An 18,286-nucleotide genomic window follows, 5' to 3' on the forward strand; every position below is an offset into this window, starting at 1 on the left:
TTGTCTATTTTCCCTGCCTCCGATGCGAATTGGTGGCGCCAAGCAGTTGTATACCAGATCTATCCGCGTAGCTTTGCTGACGCAAACGGCGATGGGCTTGGCGATATCGCGGGTATTACCTCTCGCGCCGATTACCTCCAGCAACTGGGTGTGGATGCCGTGTGGCTCAGCCCGTTCTATCCCTCTGAGCTTGCCGATGGCGGATACGACGTAGCAGATTACCGCAACGTTGATCCGCGATTGGGGAGCCTCGCTGATTTCGATAAGATGCTCAGTGCTCTTCATTCACGCGACATTCGGGTGATTGTGGATATCGTTCCCAACCACACCTCAGATCAGCATGAGTGGTTCCAAGCGGCTCTCAAGGCTGGCCGCGGTTCCCCTGAGCGTGACCGCTACATTTTCCGGGAGGGTAAGGGTCCAAACGGGGACGAAATCCCCTCGGACTGGGTGGCCAGTTTCGGTGGGCCATCGTGGACCCGCGTGGAAGATGGACAGTGGTACTTGCACAACTTCGCTCCACAGCAGCCTGATCTGAATTGGTCAAACCCGGATGTTCGCGCCGATTTCGTCAAGACGATCCGTTTCTGGGCTGATCGTGGTGTGGATGGATTCCGTATCGATGTGGCCCACATGCTGGTCAAGGACCTCTCGATGGATCCGCTTCCTACCAAGGAAGAGCTGGATGCTATTCCAGTGGATGGAAACCATCCGATGTGGGATCGTGACGAAGTTCAGGACGTGTACGCCCAGTGGCGCGCCGTCTTCAACGAATACGATCCGCCGCGCATGGCCGTAGCTGAGGCATGGGTAGCGTCCGACAGAGTGCCGCGCTACGCGAATCCTCATAGCCTTGGCCAGTCCTTCAACTTCGATCTACTCGAAGCAGATTTCGATGCTGTCCAGTTCCGCAGGATCGTGACCCACAACCTGAGCCTTGCTGCTGGTTCGGGTTCTTCCAGCACGTGGGTGCTTTCAAACCACGATGTGGTGCGCCATCCCACGCGGTACGGATTGCCCAATCCGGCACGGCGCGCGGACGGCAAACCAGCGATCAAGCATGGCCAAGAGTGGCTGCAACGTGATCCAGATGGGCCAGTTTTGCAGCGCGAGCAGGGTTTGCGGCGCGCTCGCGCGGCAACAACCTTCATCTTGGGCCTGCCCGGATCCACCTACATCTACCAAGGTGAGGAGTTGGGCCTGCACGAGGTGTACGAACTTGATTCGAGCGAGCGTCAGGATCCCACCTTCTTCCGCACGCACGGAGAGGAAGTAGGCCGCGATGGTTGCCGCGTACCGCTGCCCTGGACGGCCAGCGGTACCTCTCATGGCTTCGGTGCGAATGGCTCTCACTTCCCACAGCCGGACTGGTTCGGGAAGTACTCGGTGGAAACTGAGGAAGGTGACCTTGAATCACCTCTGCGGATGTACCGCTCGGCCCTCGCCTTGCGTAAGCAGTTGGAAACAAGCGAGACCATGGAGTGGATCGAAACAGGGCGTGACGATGTTCTGGCCTTCGAACGCCCCAACGGCTGGAAGGTTGTCACCAATTTCGGGACAGAGCCCTACGCCTACGCCACCGATACGGTTGCTCTGAGTTCAGAGCCCGTGTTCGTGGAGAACGGCAAGGTTGAGATCCCAGGAGAAACCACCGTCTGGATCGCCGGCTAGAGGCGCCGGCCAAGCCGCACAGGTGAGGGAGAGGCCCGTATACGACCGAGGCCCCTCCCTCACCTTGTTTGTGCGGCGAGCCAACTGACGGAATCGTCGTCGTCAAAAACTACTCAACCTGACACGTATAGGCCGTGAGCATCCAATCTGCCGGAGTCTCATCTGCCTTGAGCAGGTAATCTCCGGTACGCCAGCCCTCGCGTGTCATGAGGAGTGGTCCGCGGTCCGCATAGTACTCATAATCGGCTTGGAAAAGATTGAGGTTGCGTACGTAGTAGGTTTCGGCCTCGCTGCCCAGTTCGCGGCTAACGCCGTCAGAGTCCGTATACACGAACCATCCGGCCCAGAGGAGCGCCGCTTGGTAGGCGACGACGACGAACGCCGCCGCCATCCATCCCGCATTTCTGAGCGCGCGCCGGCTGCGCGGGACGTCTGCCTCGTCTGTAAGATCGGCGTCCGCTTGTTCGCGTTTGCTCTTGAACGCCCGATTTAGCAACCAAATGAGCAACACGGGCAGCGCAATGGCCCCTGCGCCAAAGATCAGCAGGAACGTGACGGCGGCTCCCGGTGTGAGCTGGTTGGTTGTGCTGCCAAATGGCCCCCACACCCAGAAAAAGGCCAGTGCGATCAGGGTGATGGTGACACACGCGAGGGTGGTGATGACGGGGCCAGAAAGGCGTCCCAAGAACTTCATACCTCTTAGGCTACTAGGTCAGCTTCAAACTACGCTGAGTGTCGGAGATTCACACATGCCGCTGTGTTGGCAGAAGAACGGGGATAAGCTGGCGATCAGGACCTGCTCAGCCAAAGAGTGCGATGTTTCACCCAAGGTCAAGAAAGCGTGGGAAACGTGAGAATCTTCTATGAACCCGAAGGCGCGGCCTTTGGAGATTGTATGCCGATGTACTGGGACGGCCAGTACTACCTGTTCCATCAGAGGGACCCTGCTCTGGATGCTCCGCTCAGCGTTCCGCTGGGGTGGGCTCTTGTGACCACCAAGGACTTCGTGCGTTTTGAGGACCAAGGCGAAGTTATTTCCGGGGAGGGCGATGCGGCACCCGACCGTTATATCTTCGCTGGCTCAGTGTATCGGGGCCCGGATGGGGCATTCGAGGCGAATTACACCGGATTCAACGATCTGCGAGAGGGGACTGGTCAGCCTACGCAGGTACTCATGCGCGCCTCTAGTGACGATCTGACTCATTGGACGAAGGAGGGAGCCTTCAAGCTTCCACCCCAACCCGGATACGATTCGGGAGACTGGCGTGATCCGTTTGTGTTCTGGGATGAAGAACGCTCCCAGTGGACGCTTATCTTGGGGACCCGGAGCGATGTTCCGAAGATTCATCGCACCGGGCGGACCGTTTGGTTTTCCTCGCCGGATGCTAAGGACTGGACGTTTGAGGGCGATCTGTACGCCCCCGGTTTGTATACGGGGCATGAGATGCCGGACGAATTCCACATCGGGGAGACATGGTATTTGCTCACTACCGAATACTCGGACAAGTCAAAAACTGTGTATGTTCGGAGCGATTCGGCTGTGGGGCCATGGCACCGGCCCCCTGACGATGCCTTTGACGGGCGCGCGTACTATGCGGCGCGCACGGCGAGCGATGGCGAACGCCGGTTTCTGTTCGGCTGGGTGGCCAACAAACAGGGCAACCGTGATGCGAACACCTCATGGTGGGGCGGAACGCTTGTGGTGCACGAAGTGGTCACGCGCGAGAACGGGACGCTCGGTGTTGTTCCTCCGACGGAATTGACTGAGGCCGTCATGGCAGGTGCACACACGCTTGCCCCAGAACGGATCGAGGCAGGGAACGGGCGGGTGTCCTGCGTGGTGGCAGACGCCTCCTCCACCTCTTACGGATTCGAGGCAGACGTAACGATTGCGCCGGGAACGCGCCAGTTCACACTGCAGTTTGCGGGTGACCCAGAGCTGGACGATTGGTATGGCTACACGATTGATCTGACGCAGAACCGGCTCACCTTCGATCGCCAGCCCAACTGGCCGTGGAATCGATACGACAACAAGGGTCTCGAGCGTCCGCTTCCCAACGTGAGTGCTGGTGGACTAATTCACCTTCAGCTCATCGTGGACGAAGGCGTTGCTGTTCTGTATCTCGAGGACATTGCCTTGAGTGCTCGCATCAACGAACCGGCTGGCTCTGCACTCGGTTTTGACGTGGAAGACGGTGACATCGAGGTGACGAATGCGCGCCTCTCAAATGTGGTTGGAAGGATCTAACCTTGTCATTCACTGTCCGGTGCCGGTGGCTGCCTCGAGCAAGCCATCGAGCACCGGCTTTTGAATGAGTGCATTGAGGTAGTTGAGAAAACTGAGCCCAACGAGCACCATGAACCACATCGTGGCCGTTCGGGCACCGGGGAGTAGGACGAAAACGAGGATGGGTGCGCTGGTGGCCGCCACGCAAAGCAGGGTTCGTCCAGCGTGCCGAACTGCAAGTATCGCGGCGTTGCCTAAGTGCCCTGTGACTGTGTTCGTGAAGAATGCACTGAGAGGTAATATCCATACTAGGAGTGCCAGAATGAGCACAACGGCTACCAGAACCAAGCTCGTTAGCGCACCAGCGAGTGTGGCATCCGTTGTGCCGCCCAGAGCCCAGTTCTGTGCCCATGCTCCGGCGATGAGGATTACCGAGGGAACCCACCATGCCAGAGACTGCCGTAGATTCCCTCGGAACGCATGCCACCACGATCCGGCAATGTAGCTATCCGTATCACGCACCACTTCGTTCGTGACCCGACTCGCGGCGGTCAGCGAAGCGCCAGCCGTCACGATAGGTAGGCACCCAACGAGTGTCAGGACGTTGATGATGACAACGTCCGCAAATACGCTGAGCGCGCGATATATGGATGACTCTGGACCCATAGAGTGATTATCCTTTGACGGCTCCGGCAGCGACACCTTCGATAATGTACTTCTGGCAGAAGAGATAGAAGATCACAATCGGGATGATTGCCAAAACCAGCATGGCCATTTGGGCACCCATGTCACGATTGCCATTGGAGCCAACGAGCATCTGAATGACGATCGGAATGGTCTTGTAACGTTCATCTTGGCCAATCACGAGGTTCGGCAGCAGGTAATCGTTCCACACCCACATGGCGTTCAGGATCGCTACCGTGATGGCAATCGGCTTGAGCAGGGGAAGTACCACTCGGAAGTAGTTTTGGATAGGGGAGCAACCGTCAATGAGCGCTGCTTCCTCAATATCTATTGGGATAGATTTGACGAATCCAGAGTAGAGAAATACGGAAAGGCCGGAGCCAAAGCCGAGATAGAGGACGACCATTCCCCACGGCGAAGCGAGATGAAGGGCATCGGCAATTCCAACGGTGGGGAACATGACCATTTGGAATGGTGCCACCATGGAGAAGGCGAATAGGTAGTACAGGATACCGGTCCACCACGTCTTGACTCGCGTGATGTAGTAGGCGGTCATGGCGCAGAAGAATACGATGACGATCACCGAGAACACGGTGATGAACAGGGACCAGCCGATGGCTCGGGCAAAGCCTGACAGAGCCAATCCGGTCGCGAAGTTCTCCAGCCCGACGAATGTGTCGCCCGAAGGAATAGAGAATGGGCTGTCCGAAATGAAGAACTTTCCCTTGAAAGAGTTGAGCAGAATGAACGCCAACGGGATCATGTAGATGACGGCCAGAATGGCCAAGAACCCTGTGAGGGCCGCCCTCCCCCCGCTGCGCTTGGGCTTCGGTCCGATGTTCGGCATGTCCTTCTTGTCCAGAACCTCGGGCCGCGCTTGGGGATCGATATCGCTGGCAGGTTTTATCTCTCCAGCACCTGGCAGTTGGATACTCACTGGTCAACCTCCTTTGAGCGGGTGGCTCGAAGTTGGAGAAGGGCGATAGTCGAGACAAGGAGGAAGAAGATCACGGCCTTAGCCTGAGCAATTCCTTCCATCGACACTTTGTCATACATGGTTTTCACGATATTTAGTGCTGCCATCTCGGTTTGCCCGAGTGGTGCTCCCGCGGTGAGCGCCAAGTTTTGGTCATACATTTTGAACGTATTCGCGAGAGTCAGGAACAAGCAGATCGTCACTGACGGCATGACCATCGGGACGGTGACGCTCTTGAGTACCTGCCAGCGTGAAGCTCCGTCGATTTCCGCCGCTTCGATGAGCTCGGGAGGTACATTTTGTAGGCCAGCGATGTAGATGATCATCATGTAGCCCATGAGCTGCCAATTGATGAGTAACACAAGCCCTGCGAAGCCCAGATGCCAATCAACGACAATTGTTGTTTGCCACTTTGCTAACACTGCGTTGAGCATTGCCTGCCACGTATAGCCCAATACAATGCCGCCGATCAAGTTCGGCATAAAGAAGATAGTGCGGAAGAAGTTGGTGCCGCGGAGTTTCTGTGTCAGAAGATAAGCAAGGAAGAAGGCACCAACGTTGACGCTGATGATGGCAACTACTGCAACAAGTGCAGTAAACAGGAGCGCCGAGCCGAATCCCTGAGACTCATCGAAGGCTGCTTGATAGTTGTCAAGGCCGACCCATTCCGAATTTGTGAGGGTGGTGAACTGTGTGAACGAGAGATACAGGCCCACGAAGAAGGGAAGAAGGAATGCGATGATGAACGCGATAAGCGTTGGCCCAGTGAACACTAGGCCGTATTTCTTGAGAGCTTGAGTCATGATGTTCTCTCGGACGTTGGAAAAAGGAAGTGTGCGTGGAGAGGGCCCGGCAGCCATCTAGCGAATGGAACCGAGCCCTCTCTATCGCGGACTTAGTTAGCTGCGGCCTTTTCGGCGTTCCACTGGTCCGTCATGAAGTCGATGACGTCCGACCACTCGCTGTTTCCAGCTGCATACTGTGCGAGCAATTCGCCCAGCCCATTCTTGTAATCTTGGCTTGGGAAGACGGTGAACACCCAGTTGACCGTGTAAAGATCATCGTTGTTCATGTACTCAACAACTTCTTTGCCCAAAGGGTCAGAAGGTGCGAGATCGGTAAATGTATCGAACGGTGCGATGAAGCCCAAATCTTCGGACGCCATTTTGGTGCCATTCTCAGTAGTGAACAACCAATTCGCGAAATCGATGGATGCTTGCTGATCGGCTTCGGAGGCTTGAGAGTTGACGGACAGGAAGTTCTCGGTTCCGATGGCGATTCCGGCCTCTTCTTCGCCCTCAACGCCCATGTAGATGGGGAGGAAGTGAATGTCCTCTTCTGCTACCGTGTTGCCGCTCACCTCGGAGATCTGGCTCCACCCCCAGTTACCGTTTTGAACCATGGCGGCTTGGCCAAGCGCAAGCTCCGCCATTGAATCCGTCACTGTAGCGGAGCTGGTCAGCTTTGGGTCGATGGTGGAGTTTGTCAGATAGAGATCGAGAATATCCTGATAGTTGTCTCCGTACGTCCCCTTCAGATCGGCGCTATCGTCCACGCCTTCATCGCGGAACTCGTAGAACACGGGGTAATTGGCCAGATGGGTTTGGAATCGCCATTCCTCGCCTGGAGCGAGCGACGTTGCTGCGAATACACCGTTGATCCCGAGATCGTCCTTCTTGGCCTGCATGTCATCCGTGACAGCTTTGAGGACATCGAAGTTGTTGATCTCATCAACCGAGGAGGCCTTTGCTCCATCCGTCTCGAAGTACTGCTGCATGATGGCATCGTTGTAGATAATGCCGTATCCCTCGGTGGCAAACGGGACGCCGTAGATACGATCGTCCTCACCTGTGACGGCCATTGTTGGATCGGACAGGTGCTGAGTGAATTCTTCGTCAGTGACATCCAGTGTGTAGTCCTGCCACGTCTGGTAACCCACTGGCCCGTTGATGTTGAACAAGGTGGGGCCGTCAGACTTAGCTAGCTCTGTTTTGAGGACCTGTTGGTATGTTCCAGATGCGGCAGTCACGATTTTGACGTTGACTCCAGTTTCCTCTTCGTAGGCTGCAGCAACGTCCTTCCAGGCCTCCTCTTGCTCTGGTTTGAAATTCAGGTAGTAGACGCTACCGTCCCCACCATCGCCACTTCCAGAATCGTCACCATCGCCGCCGCAAGCTGCGAGCCCTCCGAGTGCGAGAGTCGCTGCCGCACTGATTGCAGCAATCTTCCTCTTACCGCGCATGTTTGCCCTCCTTTGGACATGTGCGGCCACCGCGGGTGGGCGGTGGCCCGTTCATTTGTGTCGATTTAAACACATGTGTGCAACATTCTGCAAACTGTTACACAGCTTTCCGTGTTGCCCGAAATTCCGTGCGTCAACGCGGAATGGATAGCCAAGCGACCCTGCTGTTTCCGTGTGATTCCGGCCGGAGGTCCGAACGTCTATGAGCCGCCGGCACTGTCCTACCTCAACGAAAGATGCCACACAGAGTGCCCCATCAACGGAGCGTCGCACGGTGCCACCAGCCCGAACAAACGAGGGGTGACCCACTGGGCCACCCCTCGTTTCAGAACTCCGCCCTAGATCGCCCGCGGCTCAATCTTCCATACCTGCTGGGCGTAATCGTTGATCGTACGGTCAGAGGAGAAGCGGCCAGAGCGCACGATGTTGATCCAGCACATCTTCGCCCACTTTTCTTCATCCTTGTAGTCCTCAGCCATGCGATCGCGGACATCCCGGTAATCGGCGAAATCGCCGAGCAGGTAGTACACATCCGCATCTTCCCATGAGCTGCCATCCAGGAGTGACCCCAGCAGATCGTGGAAATCACCAGATCCACCATCATCTAAGGTGCCGTCCACGAATGCATCGAGCACGCGCTTGAGCCCCGGTACGGTTTCGTAAGCATCGCGGGGGTTGTAGTGCTTGCGCAGCTCGGGCAGATCCTCTTCGCGGGCGCCGAAGATGTAGGCATTTTCATCGCCCACAGCCTCGTGAATCTCCACGTTGGCCCCATCCATCGTGCCCAGTGTGAGGGCACCGTTCATCATGAACTTCATATTGGAAGTTCCGGATGCTTCCTTGCCGGCGGTGGAAATCTGTTCGGAGATATCCGCTGCGGGAATGATGTACTCGGCCGGGGTGACGTTGTAGTTCTCCACCCACAGCACGGTCAGGCGGCCAGCAATATCGGGATCGTTGTTGACGATGCGCCCGATCTCATTGATGAGCTTGATGATGGCCTTGGCCCGCTTGTATCCGGGAGCAGCCTTGGCGCCAAAGATGAACACACGTGGAGCGATGTCCAACGAGGGATCGTCCTTCAACCGGTAGTAGAGGTCAAGGATGTACATGGCATTCAGGAGCTGGCGCTTATATTCATGCAAACGCTTGATCTGGACGTCATAGATGGCATCGATCGGGATGTCCACGCCCTGCCGTCCCTTGACCCACGTGGCAAAACGTTCCTTGTTGGAGCGCTTGATATCGATGAGTTGGTGTAGCAGCGCCGGGTCATTCACGCGGCCCTCGATCTTCTCTAGCTGAGCTAGATCGGTGACCCACGCATCGGAACCCAGTTCCTCGGTCAGCAGGCCGGCCAACGGGCGGTTGCAGGAGTTCAGCCACCGGCGCTGTGTCACGCCGTTGGTCTTGTTGTTGAACTTCTCCGGCCAGATGTCATACCAATCGTGGAGAGTCTCGCGCTTGATGATTTCGGTGTGCAGGGCCGCAACGCCGTTGATGGAGAACGCGGCGTAACAGGCGATCCACGCCATGTGCACGCTTCCTCCGGAAACGGGTGCCATGTATTCAATCTTGCCGGGATGCCACCCGGCCTCCGCCAGTTCCTCGCGGAAGCGGCGATCGATTTCATTGACAATGTCTAGGATGCGGGGGAACAGCTTCTGGAAGATGGAGATCTCCCATGTTTCCAACGCCTCGGCTAGCACCGTGTGGTTCGTGTACGCGAAGGTCTGCTGTACAACAGCCCACGCGTCTTCCCACGACAGCCCGTTCTCATCCATCAGCAGGCGCATGAGCTCAGGAATGGCAAGCACCGGATGCGTATCGTTCAGCTGGACGGAGTTCAGCGCTCCGAAGCCGCGTAGATCATCGCCGTGTTCGCGCTTGTACACATCGATCATCGTCTGGAGCGATGCCGAAACGAAGAAGTATTGCTGGCGTACGCGCAGGACTTTGCCTTCGTACGTGGTGTCGTTCGGGTACAGCACGCGGCACAGATCGTTGACCCGCTCGCGTTCGACGATCGCATCGGTGAAGCGCTGGGAGTTGAAGGCATCGTAATCGAATTCTTCGATGGGCTCAGATTTCCACAGCCGCAAGGTGTTGACGTTCTTCGTCTGGTACCCGGTGATCGGCATATCGTAAGGAATGGCGCGCACATCCATATCCGCGAAGCGCACGTAGCGTGCCTCCTCCTCGCGGCGGATCACGAAGGGGTAGCCCTCCTCCATCCATGGATCGGGGTGCTCGTTCTGGAAGCCGTCATCAATGGTCTGCTTGAACAGGCCGTAACGGTAGAGGATGCCATATCCTGTCACGGGAAGGTCCATCGTGGCGCACGAGTCAAGGAAGCAGGCGGCCAATCGGCCAAGCCCGCCGTTGCCCAGCGCGGCGTCGTGTTCGGATTCCAGCACGTCCGCCAAATCCTGACCGCCAGCCGCAAGGGCTTCCTGAGCCTCTTCGAGCAGGCCTAGGTTGGCCAGATTGTTGAGGAGGGCGCGGCCCATGAGGAACTCTGCCGAGAAGTAGTGTTCCTGGCGGCCCGCCTGATACGCGTGCGTGGTGGCTTCCCAGTTATCGGCCAGCTGGCTTACGATTTGGCCGGATAGGCCCGCCCAGTACTCCGTGCTTGAGGAATTTGCGGTGGTTTTTCCAGAGGCTGATCGAACGAACGAGCCGAGCGATTGCGTCAGATCCGAGGACATAAATGAATCTCCTTGCGAAAGAACTTGCACGCCTAGCCTAACCGACGATCCGTGCGTCCGTTGCCATACCGGCTAAGTGCTACGTGGTTAGCGTTACAGAGCAGGCGCCTTCGCGCGCGGGAATCTCGGAACGTGGATGGATGTTCGCCACGTGTGGACATGAGGGAGAGGTTCGTCGTCGCCGTCGTCGTTAAAAAATAATGACGACGACGGTGTCCCACGTACGTAGTGGAGCGCGGTATCCGTCTCATCTGATGTATTCATCACACGGGCCGGGCGAACCTCAGTATGCTGAGGAGGTAAAGCGGCACCGCCTCTTTACGAAGCGAAAGCAATGAAGGAGAGCAGTATGCCTGCGGTCATCGTCCTTGGCGCCCAATGGGGAGACGAAGGAAAAGGAAAGGCCACCGATCAGCTCGGGACCCGCGCCGATTACGTTGTGAAATACAACGGCGGCAATAATGCGGGGCACACCGTGGTGGTAAACGGGGAAAAGTTCGCGCTACACCTCTTGCCGGGCGGGATACTCTCGCCCACGTGTACGCCGGTGATTGGCAACGGGGTTGTTGTTGATCTGGGGGTTCTGTTTGAGGAAATCGGGGATCTGGACTCGCGCGGGATCGATACATCCCGGCTCAAGATCTCGGCCAATGCACACATCATTACCGCCTATACGCGCACGATGGATGCGCTGTCAGAAATCGCGCTGGGTGACAAGAAGATCGGCACCACCGGCCGCGGGATCGGGCCAACATACGCGGACAAGGTATCGCGTTCTGGTATTCGCGTGCAGGACCTGTTCCACGAGGATGAGCTGCGGGCCAAGGTAGAGGCTGCTCTAGCCCAGAAGAACATCCTGCTTAAGGAATACGGTGCGGAGCAATTCGAAACCGATGCGGTCGTGGCCGATCTGCTCTCATATGCGGATCGCGTGCGGCCAATGGTTATCGATACCACGCTGGAGCTGAACAACGGGTTGGATGACGGCAAGACCATCGTGTTCGAGGGTGGCCAATCCACCATGCTGGACATTGATCATGGCACGTACCCATACGTAACCTCCTCCAACCCCACAGCCGGCGGTGCATGCACCGGAACCGGCGTAGGGCCAACGAAGATCGATCGCGTGATCGGCGTTGCCAAGGCCTACATCACCCGCGTTGGCGAGGGGCCGTTCCCCACCGAATTGCTGGACGAATCCGGTGACTGGCTACGCGAGCAGGGTCACGAATACGGTGTGACAACCGGGCGCCCGCGCCGCTGCGGCTGGTATGACGCCCCGGTTGTACGCTACTCCTCGCGCGTCAATGGGCTGACTGACATCGCGCTCACCAAGCTGGACGTGCTGGGCGGGCTCGATCAGATCCCCGTGTGCGTTGCCTACGAAGTGAACGGGGAACGCGTGGACGAAGTCCCAGCCTTCGCCGCTGATTTCGCTGCCGCCACGCCGATCTACGAATACCGGCCCGGCTGGAGCGAAGATATCTCCGAGTGTCGCACCTTCGAGGACCTCCCGCAGGCCGCTCAGGATTATGTGCTGTACCTCGAGGAAGTGTCGCGCTGCCGCATCAGCGTGATCGGGGTTGGCGCAGGGCGCGAGGCCACCATCGTTCGTCAGGATCTGCTGGACTGATTCGGCGGGTAGTCATATGAAGGAGGGGAGCAGCTCGCTGAGCTGCTCCCCTCCTTCGCAGTGCCGGTGTTTGCCAGCTAACTACCTATTGCTGGGTCCATCCGCCATTTTGGCCGTTCTGACCGGGCTGGCCTTCTTGGCCGGGCTGGGGCTGGCCGAACTGCTGGGTTGGCTGCCCACCTTGCTGGCCAGGCTGGGGCTGGCCAAATTGTTGGGTTGGTTGACCGGGCTGGCCGAACTGCTGAGTCGGTTGGCCGCCTTGACCGGACTGGTCTGGTTGGCCAAACTGCTGTGTCGGCTGGCCGTAGGGGGCCTGACCTGGGGCTGGCTGGCCGTAGCCGGCCTGAGGCTGTCCGGGTTGGCCGTAAGGGGTTTGACCGTAGGGCGGCTGGCCGGGACCACCGGGGTAGCCGCCGTCGTTCTTATTCTTCTTGCCCCGAGTAAGGAAGAAGATGATCAGGCCGATGAGGAGAACAGCGCCCACACCGATCAGGATCCACGCCCAGATGGGGAAGCCGTCAGAATCGCTATTCTGTGAATCAGTTGTATTGCCGTCGGCACCGGGGCCTGGCACGGGGGTTCCTGCAACTGGGTCGGGCACTGTTTGGCCTTGGCTAGGAGCAGGTGCAGGTGCGGGAGCTCCGCCACCGCCGCCGCCAGACTTCGCGCCAGTTACCGAAATGCCGCTGCTGAGGATGTTGTAATCCGAATACGATACGGTGCTTCCACTGATGGAACCGCCATTCGTTGCGTCCGTGATCTCGCCAGGCATGGTGACATTGAATGTGAAGTCAAGCCCGCCGAGTTCTTCCAGATCCTCGTCGGTGAAGTCTTCCATGTCCATATCATCGGCCGTGATGTTCAAGGTGAAGCTATCACCATTGTCGATGAGTACTTCACCGTCTACTGCATCCGGTGTGCTCATGATGAAGCGGCAACCGAGGTTGCTGCCCTCACTGATGTCTTCAATATCGAAGCTTCCTCCGGGAATCAGGTCATCTCCCTCGCCTGAAACCTCGCTCTGCATCATGTCGCAGGTGATGCCAGAGTCCGCCATCATGCCCGTGGTATCAACCATGTCCATGGTCATGGTCATGCCGCCATCTTCGGTGATCTCCACCGTGTTGGCTGACTGACAGGCGGACAGAAGGAGTGCGGCGGGGAGTAAGACTCCCGCCATCACTCTCCCTTTGCGCGAATGTGTTGATGTCATACCGTCTACCTGCTCTCTCATCTGTGGTGGTATGGCACGCCCGGGAATGATGCCCGGCGCGTGGGGTGGAACCTAGCTAGTTCTGAGGGCTGCCAGAGCTTGGCTGCGAAGGGCCGGTTCCGTCCTGTTGGTTGGGAGGGGTCTGGTGGTCTTGGCCGTATTGCAATGGCTCTTGGCCGCCAGGCTGTGGGTGTCCGAACTGTTGTGGTGCCTGACCGGGCTGCTCGAACTGTGAAGGATTGACGTACGGCGCGCCGCCTTGGATCGGATTGGCCGGAGCTCCATATGCCGTGCGGCCGTCAGGAACGTAGCCGCCGGGGACTCGAGGATCTCCCTCGCCACCGCGGTTCTTGTTACGAGCTCTCATGAAGTAGATGAATACGCCGATCAGGGCAAGAACAGCAACCACCAGAAGGATCCACACCCATACGTCAACGCCAGAATCTTCATCGGATTCCGCATCTGTTGGTTCTGCCGCTGGGTTCTGTGCGGTTGCAGTTTGCTCGCCGCCCGCGGGAGTTGTCGCTTCTGCGGATGGGGTTGCCGGCGCTGGGGCTCCGGGCGCGCCACCCGTGGCCGAGACTCCCTCACTCAGGGTGTCGTAGCCTTCCCATGTCACGGTATTGCCATCGATCTGGCCACCGTTGCTGGCTTCGGACACGTTGCCCGGGAACTCCATGGTGAACGTGGAATCGATATTTCCGAACTGTTCAATCTGTGAAGAGTCATTGAAGGCAGTCCAGAATTCTTCTGGGATGTCCATTGTGTAGGAGTCACCTGACGTGGTGACCGCCATGCTGTAGAACTCCTGATCAAACGTTCCGGTGAACCGGCACGAAAGCGGGTCCGAGCCAAGATCATCAATAACAACGTCTGAGAGGTAAGGGAAACCCCCTTCGAAGTTCTCCTCAAAGTCCGCACAGGTCATACCTGCGGCCAAACCTTCATCGTCCTCCATTTCGAGGGAGATGGAGATCGTTTCATCTTCACTGAGGCTCAACGTGGTGCCCACCTGACATGCACCGAGGAGCGCGGCAGCGGGTATCACGGCGAGAACAAGTTTCTTGCGCTGTGAGATCATGCCTATACATTACTGATGGACCTAAGTCCTGTCACTCGCGTTGCAAAGTGTGAGAAGACGTCCGCGGATGGGCGAGGTATGTTCGTCTGATCCGTGTAGTAACCCGGCTCGAAGCACGTCGTGTCGTTTTTGGATTGCCTCGTGGGCCCTTCGAAACCACGTGGTCAGATGTGCATCACTGTGTGATGCGATGCACGATTCCCTCAAATGGCGTGATTCGGCGGATTTCACAGTGCGTGAGCTTGACGGCGTTTCCGTAAAGTCCATACGTCGGGAAGAAATTGGGACGAAATACTGTGATATTCGGGTTTGTGATCGGGAACAATAGAACTTGTTCACGCCGCGGTGCCTAGGCGCTACGGCAATGCACATCGCACGCTCTAAGGAAGGATACGCGATGACCGACAAGACCTATTCCGTTGAGGATGTTCGCGCCGGTGCTCCGGCCGAAGCCCCCGAGAAGCTCATTGAGTGGGTAACCGAGCAGGCCAATCTCACGAAGCCCGAGGAGATTTACTGGGCCGATGGTTCCGAAGAAGAGTGGACCCGGCTGACCGATGAAATGGTGGAGTCCGGTACTCTGACCCGCCTTAATCCGGAAAAGCGCCCCAATAGCTTCCTCGGCCGTTCCCTTCCCTCAGACGTGGCTCGTGTGGAGTCCCGTACCTTCATCTGCTCCGAGAAGGAAGAGGATGCTGGCCCCACCAACCATTGGGCAGATCCCGCTGAAATGAAGGCCACCCTGAAGACGGTGTTCGATGGAGCGATGCGCGGCCGCACGATGTACGTGGTGCCGTTCTCCATGGGCCCGGTTGGCGGCCCGATCTCTCAGGTGGGCATCGAGCTCACTGACTCCGCCTACGTGGTTGTCAACATGAAGATCATGACCCGCATGGGCAAGGGTGCTCTCAATGAGATCGCCAATGGCGCTCAGTGGGTTCCCGCCCTGCACTCCGTTGGCTACCCGCTGCGCGATGCCGATGGCACCGAGCGCCCGGATGTTGCTTGGCCCTGTAACGATGAGAAGTACATTACGCACTTCCCCGAGACCAACGAGATCTTCTCCTACGGCTCCGGTTACGGCGGCAACGCTCTGCTGGGCAAGAAGTGCTTCGCTCTGCGTATCGCTTCCACGATGGCCCGCCGCGATGGCTGGATGGCCGAGCACATGCTCATCCTCCGCCTCACCAACGAGAAGACTGGCAAGCAGTTCCACGTAACCGCGGCCTTCCCCTCCGCTTGTGGCAAGACCAACCTTGCGATGCTCCAGCCCACAATCCCCGGATACAAGGTATCCACCGTGGGTGACGATATCGCGTGGATGCGCCCAGGCCCCGATGGCCGCCTGTACGCCATCAACCCTGAGGCCGGCTTCTTCGGTGTGGCACCGGGTACGTCATATGACACCAACCCGATGGCAATGGACACCATGAAGGCCAACTCCATCTTCACCAACGTTGCGCTGACCGACGATGGCGATGTGTGGTGGGAAGGCATCGACGCCCCGATGCCCGATCACCTGATCGATTGGCACGGCAATGACTTCACCCCGGCTGACGCAGCTGAGGGCAAGGTTGCCGCACACGCCAATTCCCGTTTCACGGTTCCCGCTTCGCAGTGCCCGATTATCTGCGAGGATTGGGAAGCTCCTCAGGGTGTGCCGATTGATGCCATCCTGTTCGGTGGCCGCCGCGCAACGAACGTCCCGTTGGTTGCTGAGCAGTACGATCCGGCCCACGGCGTGTTCATCGGCGCTTCGGTTGCCTCCGAGGTCACCGCAGCTGCAACGGACGTCAAGGCTGGCTCGCTCCGCCACGATCCGTTCGCCATGCTCCCATTCTGTGGCTACAACATGGCCGATTACTGGGGTCACTGGCTCGAGATGCAGGACAAGCTGGGCGAGAACTTCCCGAAGGTCTACCAGGTCAACTGGTTCCGTAAGACCGATGAAGGCAAGTTCATGTGGCCGGGCTTCGGCGAGAACTCCCGTGTTCTTGACTGGGTTGTCCGCCGCGCCGCTGGCGAAGTTGAGGCAGAGGACGGCGTGACCGGCCGCTACCCCAAGTTCGAGGACTTCAACTTGGACGGCATCGATGTGGATCGCGCGAAGTGGGATGCCCTCTTCGAGATCGATCCCGATGCATGGGCGGCAGAGATCGACGACACGGAGGAGTACTTCTCCCAGTTCGGCGATAAGCTGCCTGCTGAAATCACCAAGGAGCTCGGCAAGTTCCGCGATCGCATCGCAGCTGCTCGCTAATCTCTAACACCAAATCGTGGGGTCCGGTAGTTGCCGGGCCCCACGTTTGCATGTGGGTGGGTTTTCTGGTTTCTTGACGACGACGGCGGAGCCTCCCGTACGCAACCGCGGTTCGGCTGGACGGTGGTTTAGAGAACGATGTCTTGAGCCTCGGGCCCGCACAGCACGAGGATGGCTGCAGCGTTGAAGGCGGCCGCTGTTGCGGTGATCTGCTCGGGTGTCCAGTGCAGCTCGATCTCGTGGGCAGAGGCCGTGTTTGTTAAGAACGTGCTGATTTCTGGCAAGGCCCAGACATCCACGCAGAACGCTTGGGGGTGCCCAGTGGGGCTGGCATTCTGGGCGCCCGAGGCGTCAGATTGGCTGGGTATCGATGCGCTGGCGAGGGCGCCGGTGATGGCATCGCGCCTGATGACAGTGTGCGCCCGCGTATTGGCCACCACGGCCACTTCGCGATGCGGCCCCGTCACAACAGGAATGCGTTCGGTCGAATAATTCGCAAGAATTTGCACCAGTTCCTCCCCCGAGGGAACTTCGCTGGCCAACCGGGAGGCGTGGTCCAGAGCGTCAACCGGAACCTTTCGCGGATCAATGCCCCACCGGGACAGGATGGTGGTGATACCCTCCGGGCGTTTGCCGAGCAGGTGGAGGATCGCTCCCAGAGAGTCGGCGGCACCACAACCAGCGGCGCCGGGACCGTGGGAATCTGCGCGGTGATCAGATACGGGAAGCCCGGCCTGCCGGAGGGCGTCACACGTATTCGCCAGCCACGTAGCCAAGGCGTTGTGAACCTCAGTATTCGGCGCCGCCTGTGAATGGAGCGATGCCGTGGCCGGCGGCCCGGAGTAGTCGCGGCTGAGCTCACCGAGGCCGTAGCCGGTGTTTCGAGCTCCTAGAACAGAGGATTGGAAAATCTTGGTGAGGAGAAGATCCGCCACCCACGTGGTGAGTGTGCCTCCCGCAACCTGTGGTGCATGTGATTTCGGGTGTGATGCATACGGGCGTCCGTCAATGCACATGGACGGGTAATCTGAGGCAGGCTGTGCCAGCATCTGCTCGGGACTATTCGCCATGATCCGCAACGCCGTGGCGACGGCAGGGGCATCCTGTGGTGTTGGCTGAAGCGAACCGATCGCGCCGTAGAGAGTCATGGGATAACTTTAGCCACTCAACGTCAGCGCTAGTGTTAACCATGAAAATGTGAAAGCCGGCTACCTTGGGCAGCCGGCTTATCAACTCAACGAGGCAACGCTCACCGAATCAGAGTGGGGGAGGGCCTGTGCATGAACACAGGCATGATCCGTGGTTCCCATTCGTGCCGGGGGTTGGACTTATGTAGAGCTGCTAGAAAATTGACGACGCGCTTGATTGTGGTGCGCATGCAATAACCGCCTTCCGCTTGTGACAGATAACCGATCGTGTGAAACTATCCTAGCATAGGGTATCGCCTACTTGTAGGGCTAGCTTGCACCCGTATGAGGCTGGACACGAATACCTAGGAACCCTGAATAACTACGCATTGAGTGTATAAGTTTTCATGGCGTTTGTCGCATTTAATCTCCTACCGGCTACGATGGGCAGCAGGAGAACCTCC

The 18,286-nt window shown here is 58.1% G+C and carries 13 protein-coding genes; 4 read left to right on the forward strand and 9 right to left on the reverse strand.

The window, feature by feature from the left end; translation table 11 throughout:
• Complete coding sequence (locus tag ACTHV6_RS04805; RefSeq protein ID WP_441386140.1) at positions 1-1,671, forward strand: glycoside hydrolase family 13 protein; 1,671 nt, start codon at positions 1-3, stop codon at positions 1,669-1,671.
• Positions 1,672-1,780: 109 nt separating this feature from the next.
• On the opposite strand, the gene ACTHV6_RS04810 is transcribed toward ACTHV6_RS04805, so the two are convergent.
• A complete protein-coding gene (locus tag ACTHV6_RS04810) occupies positions 1,781-2,365 on the reverse strand; it encodes a hypothetical protein (protein WP_441386141.1) in 585 nt (194 codons plus the stop codon).
• A gap of 156 nt (positions 2,366-2,521) precedes the next feature.
• Between ACTHV6_RS04810 and ACTHV6_RS04815 the strand changes: the two genes are divergently transcribed.
• The gene (locus ACTHV6_RS04815; RefSeq protein ID WP_441386142.1) at positions 2,522-3,919 is read left to right on the forward strand and encodes a hypothetical protein; all 1,398 of its coding nucleotides are present in this window, start codon (positions 2,522-2,524) and stop codon (positions 3,917-3,919) included.
• Between the two features lie 9 nt (positions 3,920-3,928).
• On the opposite strand, the gene ACTHV6_RS04820 is transcribed toward ACTHV6_RS04815, so the two are convergent.
• From ACTHV6_RS04820 to ACTHV6_RS04840, 5 genes are all read right to left on the reverse strand, one after another.
• A complete protein-coding gene (locus ACTHV6_RS04820) occupies positions 3,929-4,564 on the reverse strand; it encodes a DUF624 domain-containing protein (protein ID WP_441386143.1) in 636 nt (211 codons plus the stop codon).
• A 7-nt stretch (positions 4,565-4,571) separates the two neighbouring features.
• A complete protein-coding gene (locus ACTHV6_RS04825) occupies positions 4,572-5,429 on the reverse strand; it encodes a carbohydrate ABC transporter permease (protein WP_441386174.1) in 858 nt (285 codons plus the stop codon).
• 86 nt (positions 5,430-5,515) lie between these two features.
• Positions 5,516-6,361 carry a carbohydrate ABC transporter permease gene (locus ACTHV6_RS04830; RefSeq protein WP_441386144.1) on the reverse strand — a complete coding sequence of 282 codons (846 nt, stop codon included), beginning with the start codon at positions 6,359-6,361 and terminating at the stop codon, positions 5,516-5,518.
• A gap of 92 nt (positions 6,362-6,453) precedes the next feature.
• Positions 6,454-7,800, reverse strand: a complete 1,347-nt coding sequence (locus ACTHV6_RS04835) for an ABC transporter substrate-binding protein (protein WP_441386145.1) — start codon at positions 7,798-7,800, stop codon at positions 6,454-6,456.
• 338 nt (positions 7,801-8,138) lie between these two features.
• On the reverse strand, positions 8,139-10,508 hold the full coding sequence (locus tag ACTHV6_RS04840; RefSeq protein ID WP_441386146.1) for a glycogen/starch/alpha-glucan phosphorylase: 2,370 nt from the start codon (positions 10,506-10,508) through the stop codon (positions 8,139-8,141).
• Positions 10,509-10,857: 349 nt separating this feature from the next.
• Here ACTHV6_RS04840 and ACTHV6_RS04845 point away from each other — a divergent pair, with 349 nt between their 5' ends.
• Positions 10,858-12,141, forward strand: a complete 1,284-nt coding sequence (locus tag ACTHV6_RS04845; protein ID WP_441386147.1) for an adenylosuccinate synthase — start codon at positions 10,858-10,860, stop codon at positions 12,139-12,141.
• Positions 12,142-12,226: 85 nt separating this feature from the next.
• On the opposite strand, the gene ACTHV6_RS04850 is transcribed toward ACTHV6_RS04845, so the two are convergent.
• Together ACTHV6_RS04850 and ACTHV6_RS04855 are read right to left on the reverse strand one after the other, a co-directional pair.
• On the reverse strand, positions 12,227-13,321 hold the full coding sequence (locus ACTHV6_RS04850) for a hypothetical protein (RefSeq protein ID WP_441386148.1): 1,095 nt from the start codon (positions 13,319-13,321) through the stop codon (positions 12,227-12,229).
• A gap of 109 nt (positions 13,322-13,430) precedes the next feature.
• Positions 13,431-14,435 carry an LppM family (lipo)protein gene (locus ACTHV6_RS04855; RefSeq protein ID WP_441386149.1) on the reverse strand — a complete coding sequence of 335 codons (1,005 nt, stop codon included), beginning with the start codon at positions 14,433-14,435 and terminating at the stop codon, positions 13,431-13,433.
• Between the two features lie 397 nt (positions 14,436-14,832).
• On the opposite strand from ACTHV6_RS04855, the gene ACTHV6_RS04860 reads away from it, so the two are divergent.
• The gene (locus tag ACTHV6_RS04860) at positions 14,833-16,695 is read left to right on the forward strand and encodes a phosphoenolpyruvate carboxykinase (GTP) (RefSeq protein WP_441386150.1); all 1,863 of its coding nucleotides are present in this window, start codon (positions 14,833-14,835) and stop codon (positions 16,693-16,695) included.
• A gap of 128 nt (positions 16,696-16,823) precedes the next feature.
• On the opposite strand, the gene ACTHV6_RS04865 is transcribed toward ACTHV6_RS04860, so the two are convergent.
• On the reverse strand, positions 16,824-17,843 hold the full coding sequence (locus tag ACTHV6_RS04865; RefSeq protein WP_441386151.1) for a hypothetical protein: 1,020 nt from the start codon (positions 17,841-17,843) through the stop codon (positions 16,824-16,826).
• Positions 17,844-18,286: the final 443 nt, after the last annotated feature.

Source organism: Ancrocorticia sp. (genome assembly GCF_052089425.1).
In the GTDB taxonomy this organism is placed as follows: Bacteria; Actinomycetota; Actinomycetes; order Actinomycetales; family Actinomycetaceae; genus Ancrocorticia.